This window comes from Ancylobacter defluvii, from assembly GCF_018390605.1.
Classification (GTDB): domain Bacteria; phylum Pseudomonadota; class Alphaproteobacteria; order Rhizobiales; family Xanthobacteraceae; genus Ancylobacter; species Ancylobacter defluvii.
Window position 1 is genome coordinate 292,432 of the sequence record NZ_JAHBGD010000017.1, and the last position, 14,718, is coordinate 307,149.

Consider the following 14,718-nt stretch of genomic DNA (forward strand, 5'->3'; position numbering starts at 1 on the left):
CTTTTTCATTGGGCGAAAGGAGAAACCATGCGCCCCGATATCGCTGGCCTTCGGCAGGAACGCGCGAAGGCGATGGAGAAGTTCGACGGCCTTGCCGCTCAGGCGGGCCTGCGGGCACTGAACGAAGAAGAGCAGGCATCGTTCGACCAGCTCGAGGCGGACATCAAGGGAATCGACGGCCGCATCCGCGCCGCCGAGCGGGCCCAGGCGCTGCGAGCCTCGACCGCGATCCCGGCGCCCGCCGGCCAGGAGCCCGGCGCCACTGTGCCGCCGGCCACCGTGCCGGCGCAGCCGCGTTCGCAGGAAGAGCCCGGCATCGATCTCGCCCGCTACACCCGTGCGATCACCGCTTCGCGCGGCAATCTGTCGGCGGCGCGCGACTGGGCGGTGGCGCAGTTCGGCGAAGGCCATCCCGTGGTCGCGGACATCGGCGCCGCGATGCAGACCAACGACATGTCGAGCGGTGGCGTGTTCGTGCCGGAGCGCCTCTCCAGCCAGCTGATCCAGCTGCTCTATCCGCGCACCGTCATCCGCCGGATCTCGCGTGTCGTTCCGCTGGTCGGCGGCACCGACACCATCCCGACCGTCGAGAAGGGCGTCAACGCCTATTACATCGGCGAGGGGAACGACATCACCACCGACGAGCCGAGCTTCGGCGCGCTGTCGTTCAAGGAGCGCGAGATCGCTTCGCTGGTGCCTCTGTCCAACAAGCTGATCCGGCTCTCCAGCGTCGGCATCGACACCTATGTCCGCGACATGATGGTGCAGGGCTTCGCCCAGGCGGAGGACGGCGCCTTTCTGCGCGGCACCGGTGTCGGTGCGGGTCCGAAGGGTCTCCGCTACCTCATCCTGCCGGCCAACATCTTCAATGCGTCGGGCGCTGCCGCTCCGACGGCCGCGCAGATCGACAGCGACACCCGCAAGCTGCTGCTGGCGCTCTCGGGTGCCGATATCCCGATGATCAACCCGCGGTGGCTGATGCATGATCGCGTGTTCCTGTTCCTGCAGGATCTGCGCGACGCCAACGGCAACAAGGTCTATCCGGGTCTCGAAGCGGCTCAGCCGAACTTCCGCGGCTATCCGGTCGAGCGCTTCAACCGGATCCCCACCAACCTCGACGCCGGCGGCGGCAATCTCGACGGCACCGAGATCTACTTCGGCGACTTCAGCTTCTCCATGATCGCCGACAGCTACCGCATCCGCATCGATGCCAACGAGGCCGCCGCCTACAAGGTCGGCAATGAGATGGTTTCGGCCTACAGCCGCAATCAGACGCTGATCCGTGGCCTCGCCGGGCACGATTATGGTGTCTCCCGCCGCCAGGCCTTCGCGATGCTCAACAACGTCCGCTGGGGCGCCTGATCGGCGCCCTGACGACATCCCCCATCGCTTAGCCGGCGGTGCCGGCTCCACATTCCGAGAGGAACCACCATGAACTCGCTTCTGCGCGACATCGCCTCGCTGCTGGCGGTGGCCTTCGCCAGTGATGGCGTTTCGGCCACCGCCGGGGGCGCCGGCGACAACACCGAGGCGCCCGGCACGGTCATTGACCTGCTGGCGCTTCCGTCCCGTGCGGAATCGGTGATGTTCGCCATCACCGCCCGCTCCACCCTCGCCGCCACCGCGACGCTGAGCCTCACCGCCAAGATCGAGCATTCCGATCAGAGCGGGGCCGGCTTCACCGACCTGGTGCCGGCGGCTTCGTTCCTGACCCTCACCGGCGGCGCCGGCGGCTCGACCGAACGCGGGGTTGCCAAGGTCGGCGTCTCGTTGGAGTACGCCAAGCGCTACATCCGGGTGAGCCTGAAGCCTGACCTCTCCGCTGGAGCCACCGACACCGCGGTCATCGATGCGATCGCGATCTTCGGTGGTTCGGCCCGGACGCCGGTCTGATGAAGGTCCGCGTGGTGTTCCTGCGCGACGCCTCCCCCTATGCAGCGGGGGAGGCCGCGGGATTCGATCGAACGGAGGCGCTGCGCCTCAAGAACTCGGGGATCGTCGCAATCCCCGACGATGAAGATGCGGTATCGACCGACACGGCCGAAACCGATAACGGTGCCAATGGCGGCGGGCCCGGCGGCGCCGGTGACGAGGATGCCGGCGGTGGGGATGGTGCCGGCAGCGGCGGTACGTCTGCCGATGGCGGCCAGTCGCAGCCCGGCGGCACTGATTCCGGCTCATCCGGGGCCAGCGATGGCACCGAAGGCGGTTCGGAGACCTCTACCGACGGTGCCAAGGGCGGCGGGGAGCCGAATGGCGCCGGCGACAATGGCACCGGAAGTGCTCCCGGTGCCACGGTCACCCAGGTTGAGATCCCGGACAACTGGCGTGCCGCTCATCACGCCACCAAGAAGAAGCTGGCGCGCGAGATCAGCGGCGATGACCCGGCTGACGTCGCGGCTGCGGAAGCCGTGATCGAAGCCGAGATCGCGCGACGCGCGGCCTTTGGAGCTCAGGCCTGATGATCGCGATCAGCACCCCGGCGGCCGACCGCGGCCTGCTCACCATTGAGCAATTGCGCGAGGCTGCCGGGGTGCCGCAATCCGACACCTCGCAGGACACCAAGCTCGAGAAGCTCGGTTTGCAGGTAGCCGACCTGATCTGCCGGGAATGCGGGATCGCCGGCGATGGCATTCGCCCGCCGACGCTCCGGAAGGAAACGGTGGTGGAGACATTCCGGCTCAATCACTGCCGCCCGATGCTCGTTCTGTCACGGCGCTTCGTGCCGAACGTCATTGCCGTCGTGCTGCGCGGTGAAGCTCTCGAAAGCAGCGATCATGAAGTCGACGCCGAAGGTGGCATCCTCAAGCGCATCATGGCTGGCATGGAGATCTCATGGCCGATGGGCACGGTCGCGGTGACCTATGAAGCCGGCTTCGACGAGGTTCCGACCGATCTCGCCCTGGCAGCGATGTCGGCGGTGCGCGAACAGCTTTCCTCGACCGATCGCGACCCGCTGTTGAAGCGTGAGCGCGTCGAGGGTGTCAGCGAGCTTGAATATTGGGTTGGCGGGTTCGGCACGTCGACCGGCAGCGCCTTCTCATCGACGGTGCAAGCCATGCTCGATCCCTATCGCTCGGCGTGGTTCGAATGACCCCGGCTCAGGCAGTTGCTTCGCTCGATCGTCATCTCGCCCGACATGGGGCCGACGTCGTGCTGCGCCGTGTTCAGCCGGGCGGCCCGGTTGATGTCACCGTTCGCGCTCACGTCCGCGGCTACACGCCGCACGAGCTCACCGGCAGCGTCGTCATGGGCGACACCAAGGCGATCATCTCGCCGACGCAGATCATCGCTGCCGGCTGGTCGGGCGCCTCCACGGACGGCACCGACGCCCGTGTGCCTGTGAGGGGCGACAAGCTCGTGATCGCCGGACGCCTTCGCAACATCGAGGCGGCGGCGCCGATCTACATGGCGGGCGAACTGGTGCGGATCGAGTTGCAGGTAAGAGGGTAAAGGTAGCGCCAGCTCGCAACTAATCTATGCGGCAGGTGTGTTGTTAGGATGATCCGGCGAGGCCCAAAGTCGTTCAGTGTATCTTGACAAAATTAGAAGAATACATGTGGTTGACCAGAGACCAGAGAAGCCCATGGCGGCGTAAAGTGCAGGAAAAAATCCCTCTGACAGGTCTTTCCAATCTCCGTAAACCAATTGATCAACGACGTTCCCATCCTTATCTTTTGTATCGTTTTGCCAGAATGACTCCGTTGGGAATCCGGGCCAGAATATTATGTTAGATACAATGAATAAAGTAACTGACATGTAAAATAGTATTTCGTACTTTCGAGCGGTTTGATCGCTAATGTTTACGTTCAGATTGTAGAAGAAATTTGAAACATATGACGCCATGTAAAATGTTACAGAAAGAACGACAAGTAGTGGAGCAAGACGTTTTATAATAATTTCAATCGCGTCAATGTAGATAATATCTAATCGATATGTGGAATCAAATACTAAAGCAGTGCCGCCGAAGGCTATTACTATTATAAATATTCTAGATAGACGGTTTCCGTGTCTGTAAAAGCGAAAAAATCGAATGATATACTCAGATATTGAGCGGTCAATTTTCTTGGTTACATCCGGATCAACTAAAAATAATCCGACCGTGGCTATTGAAGTTGCAAAGAGGACGTCACCAGTTGACTTGTGGTAAATTCCGAAAATCGCATATATTAGTGTAATGATGCCGCCAATCCATTTCACGTAAGGCGTTGACGATCTGCTCTGCCGGGTTTTACTTGAGGGCGTGGCCATCTAATTTGGCTCCTGAGGTTATGTCGATGTGGCGCTGAAGTATCGTCTAATGTTGCCTGCTGGCGCAATACATTGGTTTTAATGCCGACATTTTCATAGAGATGGCTGATGGCTGTCCGCGCCCGGATCGAGCCGATTGATCGCGACATCCAAGCGATCATCGACACAGAATTGTCTCCTGCAGCGCAGAGCCGGGCGCTCGCGGTCTTCGCCGCCAAGCAGCTTGCCGATGCGCAGAAGACGAACACTGCCGCCCTCGGCTATCTGCCGCAGCACAAGACGTTCGTGGACGGTACCGAGGGGCGGCCGCTGGCGGACGTGAAGCCGGATGGCCGCGTCGTGTTCGTGTTCGATCTGGTCGACGACGCGCTGACATGGATCGGCGAGCAGTTGGTGAAGCACTCACCGGTTCTGACGGGCGAATATGCCGCCAGCCACACACTTCTTGCCGACGGCGTCGAGGTGTCGCCCGGCGAGCCGCTGCCGGCAGCGCAGGAATATATCTACCTGTCGAGCGTGCCCTACGCGCGTAAGATCGAGCGCGGCCTTTCCCGCCAGGCGCCTGAAGGTGTCTATGAGGCTGTGGCAGTGCTCGCGGCGCAGCGCTTCGGCAATGTCGCCAGTATTCGCTTCAGTTATCGCTCGATGCTGCTGCCCTACATCGCCGGTTCCGCCAATCGAGCCGAGCGGGCCGCCATGAGGGCGCAGCCGGCGCGCATCGCGGCCATGGCGATGGAACGCGCCACCCGCCAGCCGGCGATCATCGTCCGAACCGGCGGGAGGCGCTGATGGCGCAGAAAGCTGTCATCGATGCGGTGGCCGACCGGCTCGCCGCCTATTGGACCCTGTGCCCGGTGTGGGAGGCGAACACGGTCACCCAGCCGCCGGCGGACGGCTCCGGCTATCTGGAAATCCAGTACCCGGTGACGAACTCGCAGCAGATCAGCATCGGGGCGCCCGGCCAGAACTGGCTTCGCGACGAGGGCGTGATCCGCGCCGTCTTCCATATCGAGAGTGGAACCGGCCTGTCGGTGGCGTCGACCTGGTCGGACACCTTCGCGGCCCTGTTCCGGCTGAAGCAATTCGACGGGGTTCAGACGTGGGCGCCGTCCTCGCCTGCCGTCGATGACGACAACGACAACGGCAACTACTTCGTCGTCTCGGTCGCCGTTCCCTACTGGTTCGACTACCTCGGCTAATTGCCGCTTCCCCTGACATCGCTGGAGACTTCCCATGCCCTTCGCAAATGGCAGCGGCACCCGCATTGCGCTCGTGCCGGAGACCGTGTTCGGCGTCACGCCGGCCAATCCCACCTTCCAGGTCCAGCGCATGACCGGCGCCGGCATCCGCTCGAACAAGAGCACCGGAACCTCGGAAGAGATCCGGCGCGACCGCAACGTGACGGACGAGTTCCTGCTCGGCGTCGACGTGGCCGGCGACAACAATTTCGAGCTCTCCTACGGTTCGTTCGACGACATCATCGCCGCGGCGCTGTTCAGCACGTGGAACACCGACGCGATCGTCAACGGCCTGACGCCGAAGTCCTTCACCTATGAGGAAACCCTCGAGCTCGGCGTGACCGACAGCTTCAGCCGGTTCACCGGCGTCATGGTCAACCAGTTCTCCCTTGATGTGCAGGCCCGTGCCGCCGTCACCGGCTCGGTGAGCTTCATGGGCCAGAAGGAGACGCTGGCGACCACTGCGCTGGCCGGCGCCACCTATACCGATCCCAACACCAACAAGATCGAGACGGCCTCCGGCAGCATCGCGGCGCTGAATGTCGCCGACGTGGCGAACGTCGCGGTGCGCCGGGTGCAGATCCAGATCGCCAACAACCTGCGCACTCGCCCCGTCGTTGGCTCGCTCTACACCGAGGAATTCGGTTACGGCGTCATCGATGTGACCGGCACGATCGAGGCCTATTTCGCGACGAATGCCCTGTACCAGAAGGTTCTGGATCATGGCGGCGGCGCGCTGGCCTTCACCGTCGGCACGGTCGCCAACCAGAAATATGCCTTCACCCTGCCGAAGATCATCTTCCAGTCCGGAGAGCGGGCGCAGCGCAACAACAGCAGCGACGTGATGCTGAACCTGCCGTTCCGGGCCGTGCTGGACGGCACCACGGGCGGCTCGATCAAGGTCGAGCGGGCGGTGGCGTGATGCGCGGCATCCAGATCCTGACCGGGTTCACCGGCTACCCGAACGGCAAGAAGCGCGCCTTCTCGCCGGGCGTCGAACACCTCGCCGACGACTATGCCGACCTCGTGGTCGCGAAGGGTCTGGCGAAGGAAATCCCTACCAAGGCCGCCGCCAAGCCGCTGGCCAAAGACGGAGACGACAAGTGAAGCTCAGCGCCATCAAGGTGAATACGAAAGCTATCGAGGCCGGCAAGTGGGTGGATGACATCCCGGAAATGGGCGATCTCCGGCTCAAGGTTCGCGGCCTCGGCAACAGCGATTTCAGCCGGCGCTATGACGAGTTGGTGCAGGCGATCCCGCGCGCCGAGCGGCCCAACAACCGGCTGACGCCGGACGCTCAGCGCAAGCTGACCGCGCAGCTCTATGCCGAGACGATCCTGCTCGACTGGGAAGGTCTCTCCGACGACGACGGCGCGCCGATCGCGTTCAGCGCGGAGTTCGCCGAGCAGATCCTTGCCGATCCCGAGATGCGCGACTTCGTGTTCGCGGTTCGCCATGCGGCGCAGCAGGTAGCCGGTGAAAGCGCCGACGCTGCCAAGGCCGACGGGGGAAACTAGCAGCCGCCCTACGCTGGTACGTCGAATGGGGCCACCGCGCCGAATGGCTCCTTGACGTCTGGCGGCAGCAGGGCGGTGATTTTCCACACGCGCTGGCGACACAGCCCGACTTGCCCGACGAGCTGCTGTTCGCCTGGGGCGCGTTCTTCGACCTTCGCGACGACCGGCCGATGATGATGGGCGCCATCGGCCGTATCACCTTCATGGCTATCGAGAAGTGGGGCGAGCGGCATGGCGTGATCGGCGTCGACCAGCTTGATCGGCTGGTCACGCTGGTGCGCGCCATGGACGATCAGTGGATCGAGATTGAAGCGGAGAGGATGAAGGCGGCTAGCCGCGCGTGATGGTCCATTGGTCCCAGCCTGCGCATCCAAGGCCAACGGTTGGAGGCGGCGGGGTCGACGTCTCGTCTCTCACCAAGCATTGAGCCCGCCCGTTCGGGACCACCGGAGAGCAGTTGATCGCATAGACGGCGCTGGTCATTCCTTTTGAGATGATCATGAGTCGATGAAACGTATTGTTGGGAATCGCAGGGCCTTTTGACTTCAAATAAGCCGGGCCGATCCGGCAAAGGTTTCGTTCAACCGAGACGAAATAAGGCCCGGCATCGACGGTCCACGTCTCGGCAAGTGAAGGCGTTGCAATCAGCGTTCCGGCAACCGCAGCAATGCCAACGATCCCCAACTTCACGCACCTCATGCCGTTGCCCTCTCATTCCGAGATCCGAAAATGGTTGCACTTTCTGCCATCCGCGAACTGACCGTTCGAGGTCGGAGCGAAGGGCTCGATACCCTCGCATCCGCCCTTGATCGCGTCCAGACGGCGCATGATCGCGTCGGCACCGCCAGCGAGACCAGTGCGCGTAAGCAGGAGAGTGCCCAACGTTCGTGGTCGCGGCATGAGGCATCCGTTGATGGCACGGCCCGCGCTTATCAAAAGCTCAACCGCGACCTGTCGCTCGCCGAGCGCGCGCTCGGGCAGAACGTCATTACCCTCGACCGCTTTCAGAGCGAATGGGGCCGCATCCGCAGCGATCTGGAACGCGCCGGCATCGAGGGATCGATCCGGCTGAACATCGACCAGTCCGGCCTGAACGGCCTGCTCGGCATCCGCGACACGGTGAGGGATGTGGCGCGGGATAGCGCGTCGGCTTTCGAGCAGGAGTTCGCCCGTCTCGATGATATCGCTCGGCAGCAGGGCGAGGCGGCCGGGCGCGCCTTCCAGCAGTCGCTGAACGACAATTTCCGCATCGGTGGCCGGTCGGCCTCGCAGAACGGCGCCACCTTTTCGGCGCTGGAAGAGCAGATGCGTCGGCAGGATGAGATTGAGGCGGCCCGCTCGTCGCAGCTCGCCTCCGGCACGCAGCGCGGCTACGCCGACCTGTTCGGCTATGACAAGCCCCGCGCCTCAGCCGCGGCGTCGGCGGCCGTGTTCGTGGAGGTCGCGCGCGAGCAGGAGGAGATGGCGCGCCAGGCGCTGGCGCTTCGCGGTCAGATCGACCCGCTCGGCGCCGCCTTCGACCGGCTGAATGCGGATCTGGCGCGGTACAATACGCTGGCTGACGCCGGCATGATCTCGACGAACGAACTCGCCCTTGCGTCCAATATGGCGCGGGATCGTTTCGACCATACCGCGCGGAGCTTGAAGGCGATCGGCGACACCGGCTTGTCGAGCCACATGTGGACCAACATGTCGTACCAGATCAACGACATGGCCACGATGGCGATGTCGGGCGCGGGAGCGATGCAGATCCTCGGCACGCAGGCCGGGCAGGTCTTCCAGATCCTGCAGCAGGGCGAGCGCGGTATCGGCGGGACGCTGGCCGGCATCGGCTCGGAGATCGCCGCCTTCGCGAAGTCGCCGACCGGCATTGCTCTCGGCGTCACGGCTGCCGTCGTCGGCGCCATCGGCGCCATCGGCTACTATGCCAATCAGGCCCGCCGGGGCTTCGAAACCGCCGACGAATCGCTGGCCCGGCATGAGAAGTCGATCCGTGGCCTGAGGGACGCCTATGGCGAGGCGGCCAAGGGCCTTGAGGAATACGAGAAGCAGTCGCGGCTATCGTTGCGCGCCGATGCGACGCTCTCGCTCCAATCGACGCGCGCCTCCCTGGCGGCGAGCGGCCGCGATGCGATCGGAACGCTCGGCCAGACGATCGACGAATATGGCGTGAACGTCTTCGCGGTGAACTACCGGTTCAACGCCGCGCGCAAGGAGATCGAGGCCTTCCACAAGTCGGCCGAGGCCGGTACGCCGGACTTCCTCAAGCTGCGCGACGCGGTGGCCGGCATCTACCTGGCCAATCCCGGCGATGATCGCCTGCGGAAGATGTATCAGGAGATCGTGGACCTGACCGCACAGGGCTCCAGGCTGCAATCGGCGCTGCCCGGCGCGACGCAATCGGTGAAGGATTTCACCGACCAGTTCGGCGGCAACACGCTCTCGACGTTCGAGCAGGGGCTGGGTCGGATCATCAGCATGGTGCCGCGGCTGAAGGGCGCTTTCGACCTCCGCACGCAGGCGGGAGATATCGAACAGGCTTTCGTGAATGGCCGTGCCCGGCTGGGTGCGGATCTCAGCAGCGGGCAGATCAGCCAGGGGCAATATCGGGCCAGACTTGGTACGCTGGAAAGCGCCTATGGCGAGGCCATGGACGGGAACCGTCAGGCCCAGTCGACCCTGCTCTCGCCGATGGATCGCTCTCGCCGCGAGCACGAACTTGAGTTGCGGGCGATACAGGCGAAGACGACAGAGCAGCGCGCCCAGATCGAGATGGATCGCGCCCGCCTCAGCCTTGCGGGCCAGAACATCGGATCGGCCGAGCGCGAATTGCTGATCCAGCAGGCAGGCGCGCGGGTTCAGGCGGAAGCCGTACAGCGCGAACGTGATCTCGCGCAGGAGCGGGATCGCGCCACGCGCGAGCGTTTCGAGGGCGCGCGGCTCGATCTGCAATCGCTCAGCATGTCCGCCCGCGAGGCGGAGACCATGCGCTACGCCTATGAGCAGATGGCAGAGGCGCGCCGGGAGGCAGAGCAGTTCGGCCGCACGACCATCTCGGCAGAGCGCATCCGTCGGATCCGTGAGGAGGCGGAGGAGTGGGGGCGGGTTCGAGAGGCTATCGGCCAGACGAGGTTGGCTCAGGATCTACTCTTCGAGCGTCAGCAGCTTGGCCGCAGCGAGCTTGACCGCCAGATATACGGCGCCATGCGCTCGGCAGGGTTGTTGGATGCCGAGGGCGCGATCGTGGGCGCGCAAAATAAAGCACTCGCAAAGCAGTTCGAACTCAACGCGAAGATTTCTGAGATGCAAGGACTGTGGCGCGGGACAGGGCGTCAGATCGTCGATGCTTTCACGGAAGGTGGTAATGTCGCGCAAGTGATGCTCGATCGAGTCTCCTCCGTATTCAGCAACTACGCTGGTAACGCGATCGACAACGGCATCAACTCTTTGATCTCTGGCCTGATCCCCGGCGCATCCCTCGGCCTCGCGAAATCTGGACCGATCGGTTCCAGCGCGAACAATGCAATGTGGGTGCGGCTAGCGGATGGCGCTGGCGTTCCTGGTGTTGGAGCAGTCGCGAACGATAACAAGCGTGGCCCCGGAATAGGCTCGGACGCTGTTGCGGGTGGCACAACCCGCGACGCGCTGGCGCTCTCCCGGTCCTACGAAGGCTTGAATGAGCGGCGAGACACGGCTGCTATCAGCAACATACTTTCGGCCTCCGGCACGGCGCAGCTTGACCCGACCAAGCAGGCCTGGTGCGCGGCATATGCGAACGCGGTCCTTGCGCAATCGGGGATCGGCGGCACCGGTTCGAATCTGGCGGCATCGTTCCAGAGTTGGGGGCAAGCAACATCCGTCCCCAAGCTGGGCGACATTGTAAATCTGAAGCCGCAGGCCACTGGGGCCTCCGGTCACGTCGGGTTCTTCGGTGGCATGCAGGGCAGCGACGTGCTTGTGTCCGGGGGTAACCAGTCGAACAGCATAAGCACGGCAGCCTTCCCGGCCAGCGATGTGCTGAGCTTCCGCACCGCGATCACCGAAGCCACCACCAGCACGTCGAAGTTCGGCACCGGCCTCACCGATGCCGCGTCGCAGGTGGCCGGCGGCCTCGGGCAGCTCGGCACTGGCGCCGGCGGGGTTGCGGCGGCGGCGGGTGGCGGCGGCGCCGGGCTCGGCGGACTGCTCACCGGCATCCTTGGTTTCGCCGGCAAGATCTTCGGCTTCGACGGTGGCGGCTATACCGGCTATGGCGCGAAATACGAGCCGGCCGGCATCGTCCACCGCGACGAATACGTCTTTTCCAAAGAGGCGGTGGCCGCAATCGGCGTGTCCAATCTGGACGCATGGCACCGGGCCGCGAAGCGTGGCAAGGGCTTCGCCGATGGCGGCTATGGCGGCGGCGCCATCGCTGTCCCCGTCGCCACCGGCGGCGGCGATATCGTGCAGATCAGCGTCGACGTCAAAGGCGCGCTGGGTGACGAGCAGATCAAGCGCATGGTCGTCGGCGCGGTTCAGCAGGGCATCGCCACCTATGACGCGCGGATGCAGAGCGGCCGGGTGCTGGCCTCGCGCATGCAGAACGCCAAGAAGAGGAACCTCTGATGCTCCCGGCCGAGCTCGCCGAAGAGGTCGCCAAGCGCCAGGCGCGCGTTGCGCGTCTCTACCGCTTCGACTGGATTCCGGGGCCGTCACGGTATTGGTCCGGTTTTGGTCCGATCCGAACCAATGATGGTCAGCAGTGGAAGGGGACCGGCGGCGTCATCAACGCCAGCCCCATCACCGCCGTGGTGAACGATAGCGCCCCAGAGCAGACGTTCAGCTTGTCCGGGGTGACGCAGGAGTTCATCGACCAGGTGAAGGGCGAGACGGCCAATTGGCGCGGCCGGTTCGCCTTCATCCTGTTGCAGCCCTTCGACGAGTTCGCGCAGCCGAAGGGGCTACCTCGACCGATCTGGTGGGGCGTCATGTCGACCTTCACCGTCGCCGAGGATCGATCCGAAGGCATGCGGACCAAGTCGATCACCCTGCAGGGCGAGAGCGTGCTGGTGAACCGCTTCTCGCCCCGCCAGTCCTATTGGACCGACCGCGACCAGCAGGCCCGGTTCCCCGGTGACAAGGCATGCGAGCGAGTGATGGGCATGACCGATAAAACCCTGACGATCCCCGGCCGCTGATGCTCCGCTCCTTCCTGATCGACCACGCCCGGCGACCTGTCCTCTGGGGCGCCGAGGACTGCTGCCTATTGATCGCCGATTGGTGGCTCCTGAACCACGGCGTCGACCCGGCGGCGGCCTATCGCGGCACCTATGCCACCGAGGCCGAGAAGGATGCCGTGGTGGCGGCCTGCGGCGGCGTCGCGCGCATCGTGCGTCGCCTCGCCCTCGATGTCGGCGCCGAGCGCACCGGTGATCCGCAGCCGGGTGACTTCGGCGTCGTGCGCATCGACCGCAAGCATATCGGCGCCATCCGCGCGCCAGACGGGAAATGGGCCGCAAAGAGCGTCACGGGCCTCGTGATGTTCCGGCCGCCTCTCATCGTCGCCAGCTGGAAAATCTGATGCGTCGCTCAATCCTGCTCGCCACCACCGCAATCGCGCTGGTGCTGGTACCTCTGCGCCCGGCCAAGGCCGACCCGATCGTGACGCCGTTCGTGCTGTCGCTCGGCGCCGGGTTCGGCACGGCGGCGACCGGGCTCACGGCGCTGGGCACGCTGGTCTCCACCGGCTTGCAGGTCGGCATCGCCTATGGCGCCAGCTACCTCGCCTCGGCGCTGGCCGGCGAGCCGAAGATCAAGCCGGTCGATATCACCCAGATCGTCAAACAGGACGTGCCGGCCCGGCGCAAGCATTACGGCCGGCGCAAGGTGGCCGGCGCCATGCTGATGGGCGAGACGCTGGGCGACGCCCTGCACATGGTGATCGCCCATAATCAGGGCGAGATCGACGGGTTCGAACGGTTCTTCCTGCACGACCGGGAAGTCACCTTCAACGAGCTCGGCGGCATTGTCACCGAGCCCTATCCGGTCGGCTCGATCGTTCTCGATACCCGCAAGGGCACCGACGATCAGACGGCGTTCGGCGGCCTCGTGTCCGACGCGCCGTCGCTGTGGACGAACGACCATCGCGGCCGCGGCATCGCGATGTCCTACCTGAAGTGCAACGCCGTCGAGCAGGAGAAGCAAAGCGACGTCTATCCGCAGGGCATCCCCGCCCTCAGCAATATCGGCCGCTATTCGCTCTGCTACGACCCGCGCGTCGACGCCCGCGTCTGGACCCGCAACCTTGCCCTTCAGACGGCCGACTTCCTGACGCACGCCGCCGGCCGGCAAATCCCGTGGAGCTACATCAACATCCCCCGGCTGATCGCATCAGCCAATCGCTGCGACAACCCGTTTCCGAAAAAGGACGGCAGCACGATCCAGCAATATGCCGGAGGCCTGTCCTACGAGCTTCCCGGCGAGCCCGGCCCGGTGCTGGCCCGCTTCCTGTTCGCCATGGATGGCCGGCTCTCGCTGCTCTCCGACTGCACCATCGCCATCGATGCCGGCGCCGCCGTCACGCCTACTTACACCCTCACGGACGATCACATCATCGCCTACGAGCTGAAGCCGGTCCCGGCGCTCGGTGACGAGGCCAACGTCGTCGTCGTCAAATACTCGAACGCGGCGGCCGACTATGCCGAGGCGACCTGCGACCCATGGCGCGACGAGGACGATATCTCGGCGTCCGGGCAGCAGAAGGACCATCCGCCGATCGAGGCCTACGAGATCGAGGACCACGCGCATGCGCGCTATCTCGCGCGGCTGGCCTGGCTGCGGAAGAACGCGCCCTATCCGGGATGGATCAAGGCCGACATGGACGGCCTGAACGCCTTCGACGAGCGGTTCATTCGGGTGAAGGGCACCCTCTACGATCTGGACCGTACCTTCGAGATCACGGCGGCGCCGGAGTTCGATTTCTCAACCAACACGGTCACCCTGCAGGTGTCCGCCTTCGACCCGGAGGAGGCCTATAACGGCTGGGTGCCGGCGCTGCACGAGGGGACGGCGCCGACCATTCCGACCAAGGCGGCGCCGAACACCCTCGATCCGCCGGAGAACCTCGTCGTCACGCCGCGCAGCCGCACCCTGTCGACGGGATCGCTGGCCCCGATCCTTGAACTGACGTGGGACACCACCAGCCGCTTCGGCATCGACGCCAAGGCGCAGATTTCCGAGCACGGCGCCGATTCATGGACGGACATCACCGTCGTGAAGGCGAGCGGTGCCGTGCCGACCAAGGCAGTTTCGGAGGTACTGAACGACGGGCAGGCCTATGATCTGCGCGTGCGCTGGGTCACGACGGCCGGCAAATTCAGCGACTGGGCGATCTACGAGAACGCCGTGGCCGTCGCCGACAGCACGCCGACCGACGAGCCCGTCGACATCGCTGCCGAGGATATCGGCGGTGGCCAGGTGCGGGTCTCCGGCGTGGCGCCGAACTCGCCGAACGTGAAGCAGATCAAGATCTACACCAACACCACAGGCGCCACCCCGTCAGGCCTGCCGCGCAAGACGATCAACGTCATCAACCCCGGCGACGCCTTCTCGACGGTGGTCGGGAGCCTCGATGAGGGCGGCTGGTACTTCTGGGCCGCGGCGGCAAACGGTTCCGACCTCGTGAGCGGCCTCGTCCCGGCGGCCGACAACCCTGTCACTGTCGGGACCTGATC

The 14,718-nt window shown here is 64.6% G+C and carries 15 protein-coding genes and 1 pseudogene; 15 read left to right on the forward strand and 1 reads right to left on the reverse strand.

Annotated features, from left to right (window positions below):
* The first annotated feature begins 27 nt into the window (after positions 1-27).
* From KHC24_RS13160 to KHC24_RS13180, 5 genes are all read left to right on the forward strand, one after another.
* Positions 28-1,362 (forward strand): phage major capsid protein, encoded by a 1,335-nt coding sequence (locus KHC24_RS13160; protein WP_213363713.1) that lies wholly within the window; start codon positions 28-30, stop codon positions 1,360-1,362.
* 69 nt (positions 1,363-1,431) lie between these two features.
* Entirely contained in the window at positions 1,432-1,893 is a 462-nt protein-coding gene (locus tag KHC24_RS13165) for a hypothetical protein (RefSeq protein ID WP_213363714.1), read from the forward strand.
* Positions 1,893-2,462, forward strand: coding sequence for a hypothetical protein (locus KHC24_RS13170; RefSeq protein WP_213363715.1), 570 nt, complete (start codon positions 1,893-1,895; stop codon positions 2,460-2,462). The genes KHC24_RS13165 and KHC24_RS13170 overlap by 1 nt, the downstream gene beginning before the upstream one ends.
* Entirely contained in the window at positions 2,462-3,094 is a 633-nt protein-coding gene (locus KHC24_RS13175; RefSeq protein WP_213363716.1) for a hypothetical protein, read from the forward strand. Before KHC24_RS13170 ends, KHC24_RS13175 begins: the two co-directional genes overlap by 1 nt.
* Entirely contained in the window at positions 3,091-3,453 is a 363-nt protein-coding gene (locus tag KHC24_RS13180) for a hypothetical protein (protein ID WP_213363717.1), read from the forward strand. Before KHC24_RS13175 ends, KHC24_RS13180 begins: the two co-directional genes overlap by 4 nt.
* Before the next feature lie 24 nt (positions 3,454-3,477).
* On the opposite strand, the gene KHC24_RS13185 is transcribed toward KHC24_RS13180, so the two are convergent.
* Positions 3,478-4,251 carry a hypothetical protein gene (locus KHC24_RS13185; RefSeq protein WP_213363718.1) on the reverse strand — a complete coding sequence of 258 codons (774 nt, stop codon included), beginning with the start codon at positions 4,249-4,251 and terminating at the stop codon, positions 3,478-3,480.
* A 108-nt stretch (positions 4,252-4,359) separates the two neighbouring features.
* On the opposite strand from KHC24_RS13185, the gene KHC24_RS13190 reads away from it, so the two are divergent.
* The 10 genes and pseudogenes from KHC24_RS13190 to KHC24_RS13235 all read left to right on the forward strand — a co-directional run bounded on the left by KHC24_RS13190 (position 4,360) and on the right by KHC24_RS13235 (position 14,716).
* Positions 4,360-5,040 (forward strand): hypothetical protein, encoded by a 681-nt coding sequence (locus KHC24_RS13190; RefSeq protein WP_213363719.1) that lies wholly within the window; start codon positions 4,360-4,362, stop codon positions 5,038-5,040.
* Entirely contained in the window at positions 5,040-5,450 is a 411-nt protein-coding gene (locus KHC24_RS13195) for a phage tail terminator-like protein (RefSeq protein ID WP_213363720.1), read from the forward strand. The genes KHC24_RS13190 and KHC24_RS13195 overlap by 1 nt, the downstream gene beginning before the upstream one ends.
* 34 nt (positions 5,451-5,484) lie before the next feature.
* A complete protein-coding gene (locus KHC24_RS13200) occupies positions 5,485-6,411 on the forward strand; it encodes a phage tail tube protein (RefSeq protein ID WP_213363721.1) in 927 nt (308 codons plus the stop codon).
* The gene (locus tag KHC24_RS13205; RefSeq protein WP_213363722.1) at positions 6,411-6,596 is read left to right on the forward strand and encodes a hypothetical protein; all 186 of its coding nucleotides are present in this window, start codon (positions 6,411-6,413) and stop codon (positions 6,594-6,596) included. Before KHC24_RS13200 ends, KHC24_RS13205 begins: the two co-directional genes overlap by 1 nt.
* Positions 6,593-7,006: a hypothetical protein gene (locus KHC24_RS13210; protein WP_213363723.1), complete on the forward strand. Its 414-nt coding sequence runs from the start codon at positions 6,593-6,595 to the stop codon at positions 7,004-7,006. Before KHC24_RS13205 ends, KHC24_RS13210 begins: the two co-directional genes overlap by 4 nt.
* A 74-nt stretch (positions 7,007-7,080) precedes the next feature.
* A pseudogene (locus tag KHC24_RS13215) lies at positions 7,081-7,350 on the forward strand (phage tail assembly chaperone); the annotation flags it as partial.
* A gap of 385 nt (positions 7,351-7,735) precedes the next feature.
* Positions 7,736-11,611 carry a CHAP domain-containing protein gene (locus KHC24_RS13220; protein ID WP_213363725.1) on the forward strand — a complete coding sequence of 1,292 codons (3,876 nt, stop codon included), beginning with the start codon at positions 7,736-7,738 and terminating at the stop codon, positions 11,609-11,611.
* A complete protein-coding gene (locus tag KHC24_RS13225) occupies positions 11,611-12,183 on the forward strand; it encodes a hypothetical protein (protein WP_213363726.1) in 573 nt (190 codons plus the stop codon). The genes KHC24_RS13220 and KHC24_RS13225 overlap by 1 nt, the downstream gene beginning before the upstream one ends.
* Positions 12,183-12,566 (forward strand): DUF6950 family protein, encoded by a 384-nt coding sequence (locus tag KHC24_RS13230; RefSeq protein ID WP_213363727.1) that lies wholly within the window; start codon positions 12,183-12,185, stop codon positions 12,564-12,566. Before KHC24_RS13225 ends, KHC24_RS13230 begins: the two co-directional genes overlap by 1 nt.
* The gene (locus KHC24_RS13235) at positions 12,566-14,716 is read left to right on the forward strand and encodes a phage tail protein (RefSeq protein WP_213363728.1); all 2,151 of its coding nucleotides are present in this window, start codon (positions 12,566-12,568) and stop codon (positions 14,714-14,716) included. Before KHC24_RS13230 ends, KHC24_RS13235 begins: the two co-directional genes overlap by 1 nt.
* The last annotated feature ends 2 nt before the right edge of the window (positions 14,717-14,718 follow it).

Bases quoted from the DNA above. Each gene is read 5' to 3' on its own strand.
- KHC24_RS13160 (WP_213363713.1), top strand. From the start codon at position 28: ATGCGCCCCGATATCGCTGGCCTTCGGCAGGAACGCGCGAAGGCGATG.
- KHC24_RS13165 (WP_213363714.1), top strand. From the start codon at position 1,432: ATGAACTCGCTTCTGCGCGACATCGCCTCGCTGCTGGCGGTGGCCTTC.
- KHC24_RS13170 (WP_213363715.1), top strand. From the start codon at position 1,893: ATGAAGGTCCGCGTGGTGTTCCTGCGCGACGCCTCCCCCTATGCAGCG.
- KHC24_RS13175 (WP_213363716.1), top strand. From the start codon at position 2,462: ATGATCGCGATCAGCACCCCGGCGGCCGACCGCGGCCTGCTCACCATT.
- KHC24_RS13180 (WP_213363717.1), top strand. From the start codon at position 3,091: ATGACCCCGGCTCAGGCAGTTGCTTCGCTCGATCGTCATCTCGCCCGA.
- KHC24_RS13185 (WP_213363718.1), bottom strand. From the start codon at position 4,251: ATGGCCACGCCCTCAAGTAAAACCCGGCAGAGCAGATCGTCAACGCCT.
- KHC24_RS13190 (WP_213363719.1), top strand. From the start codon at position 4,360: ATGGCTGTCCGCGCCCGGATCGAGCCGATTGATCGCGACATCCAAGCG.
- KHC24_RS13195 (WP_213363720.1), top strand. From the start codon at position 5,040: ATGGCGCAGAAAGCTGTCATCGATGCGGTGGCCGACCGGCTCGCCGCC.
- KHC24_RS13200 (WP_213363721.1), top strand. From the start codon at position 5,485: ATGCCCTTCGCAAATGGCAGCGGCACCCGCATTGCGCTCGTGCCGGAG.
- KHC24_RS13205 (WP_213363722.1), top strand. From the start codon at position 6,411: ATGCGCGGCATCCAGATCCTGACCGGGTTCACCGGCTACCCGAACGGC.
- KHC24_RS13220 (WP_213363725.1), top strand. From the start codon at position 7,736: ATGGTTGCACTTTCTGCCATCCGCGAACTGACCGTTCGAGGTCGGAGC.
- KHC24_RS13225 (WP_213363726.1), top strand. From the start codon at position 11,611: ATGCTCCCGGCCGAGCTCGCCGAAGAGGTCGCCAAGCGCCAGGCGCGC.
- KHC24_RS13230 (WP_213363727.1), top strand. From the start codon at position 12,183: ATGCTCCGCTCCTTCCTGATCGACCACGCCCGGCGACCTGTCCTCTGG.
- KHC24_RS13235 (WP_213363728.1), top strand. From the start codon at position 12,566: ATGCGTCGCTCAATCCTGCTCGCCACCACCGCAATCGCGCTGGTGCTG.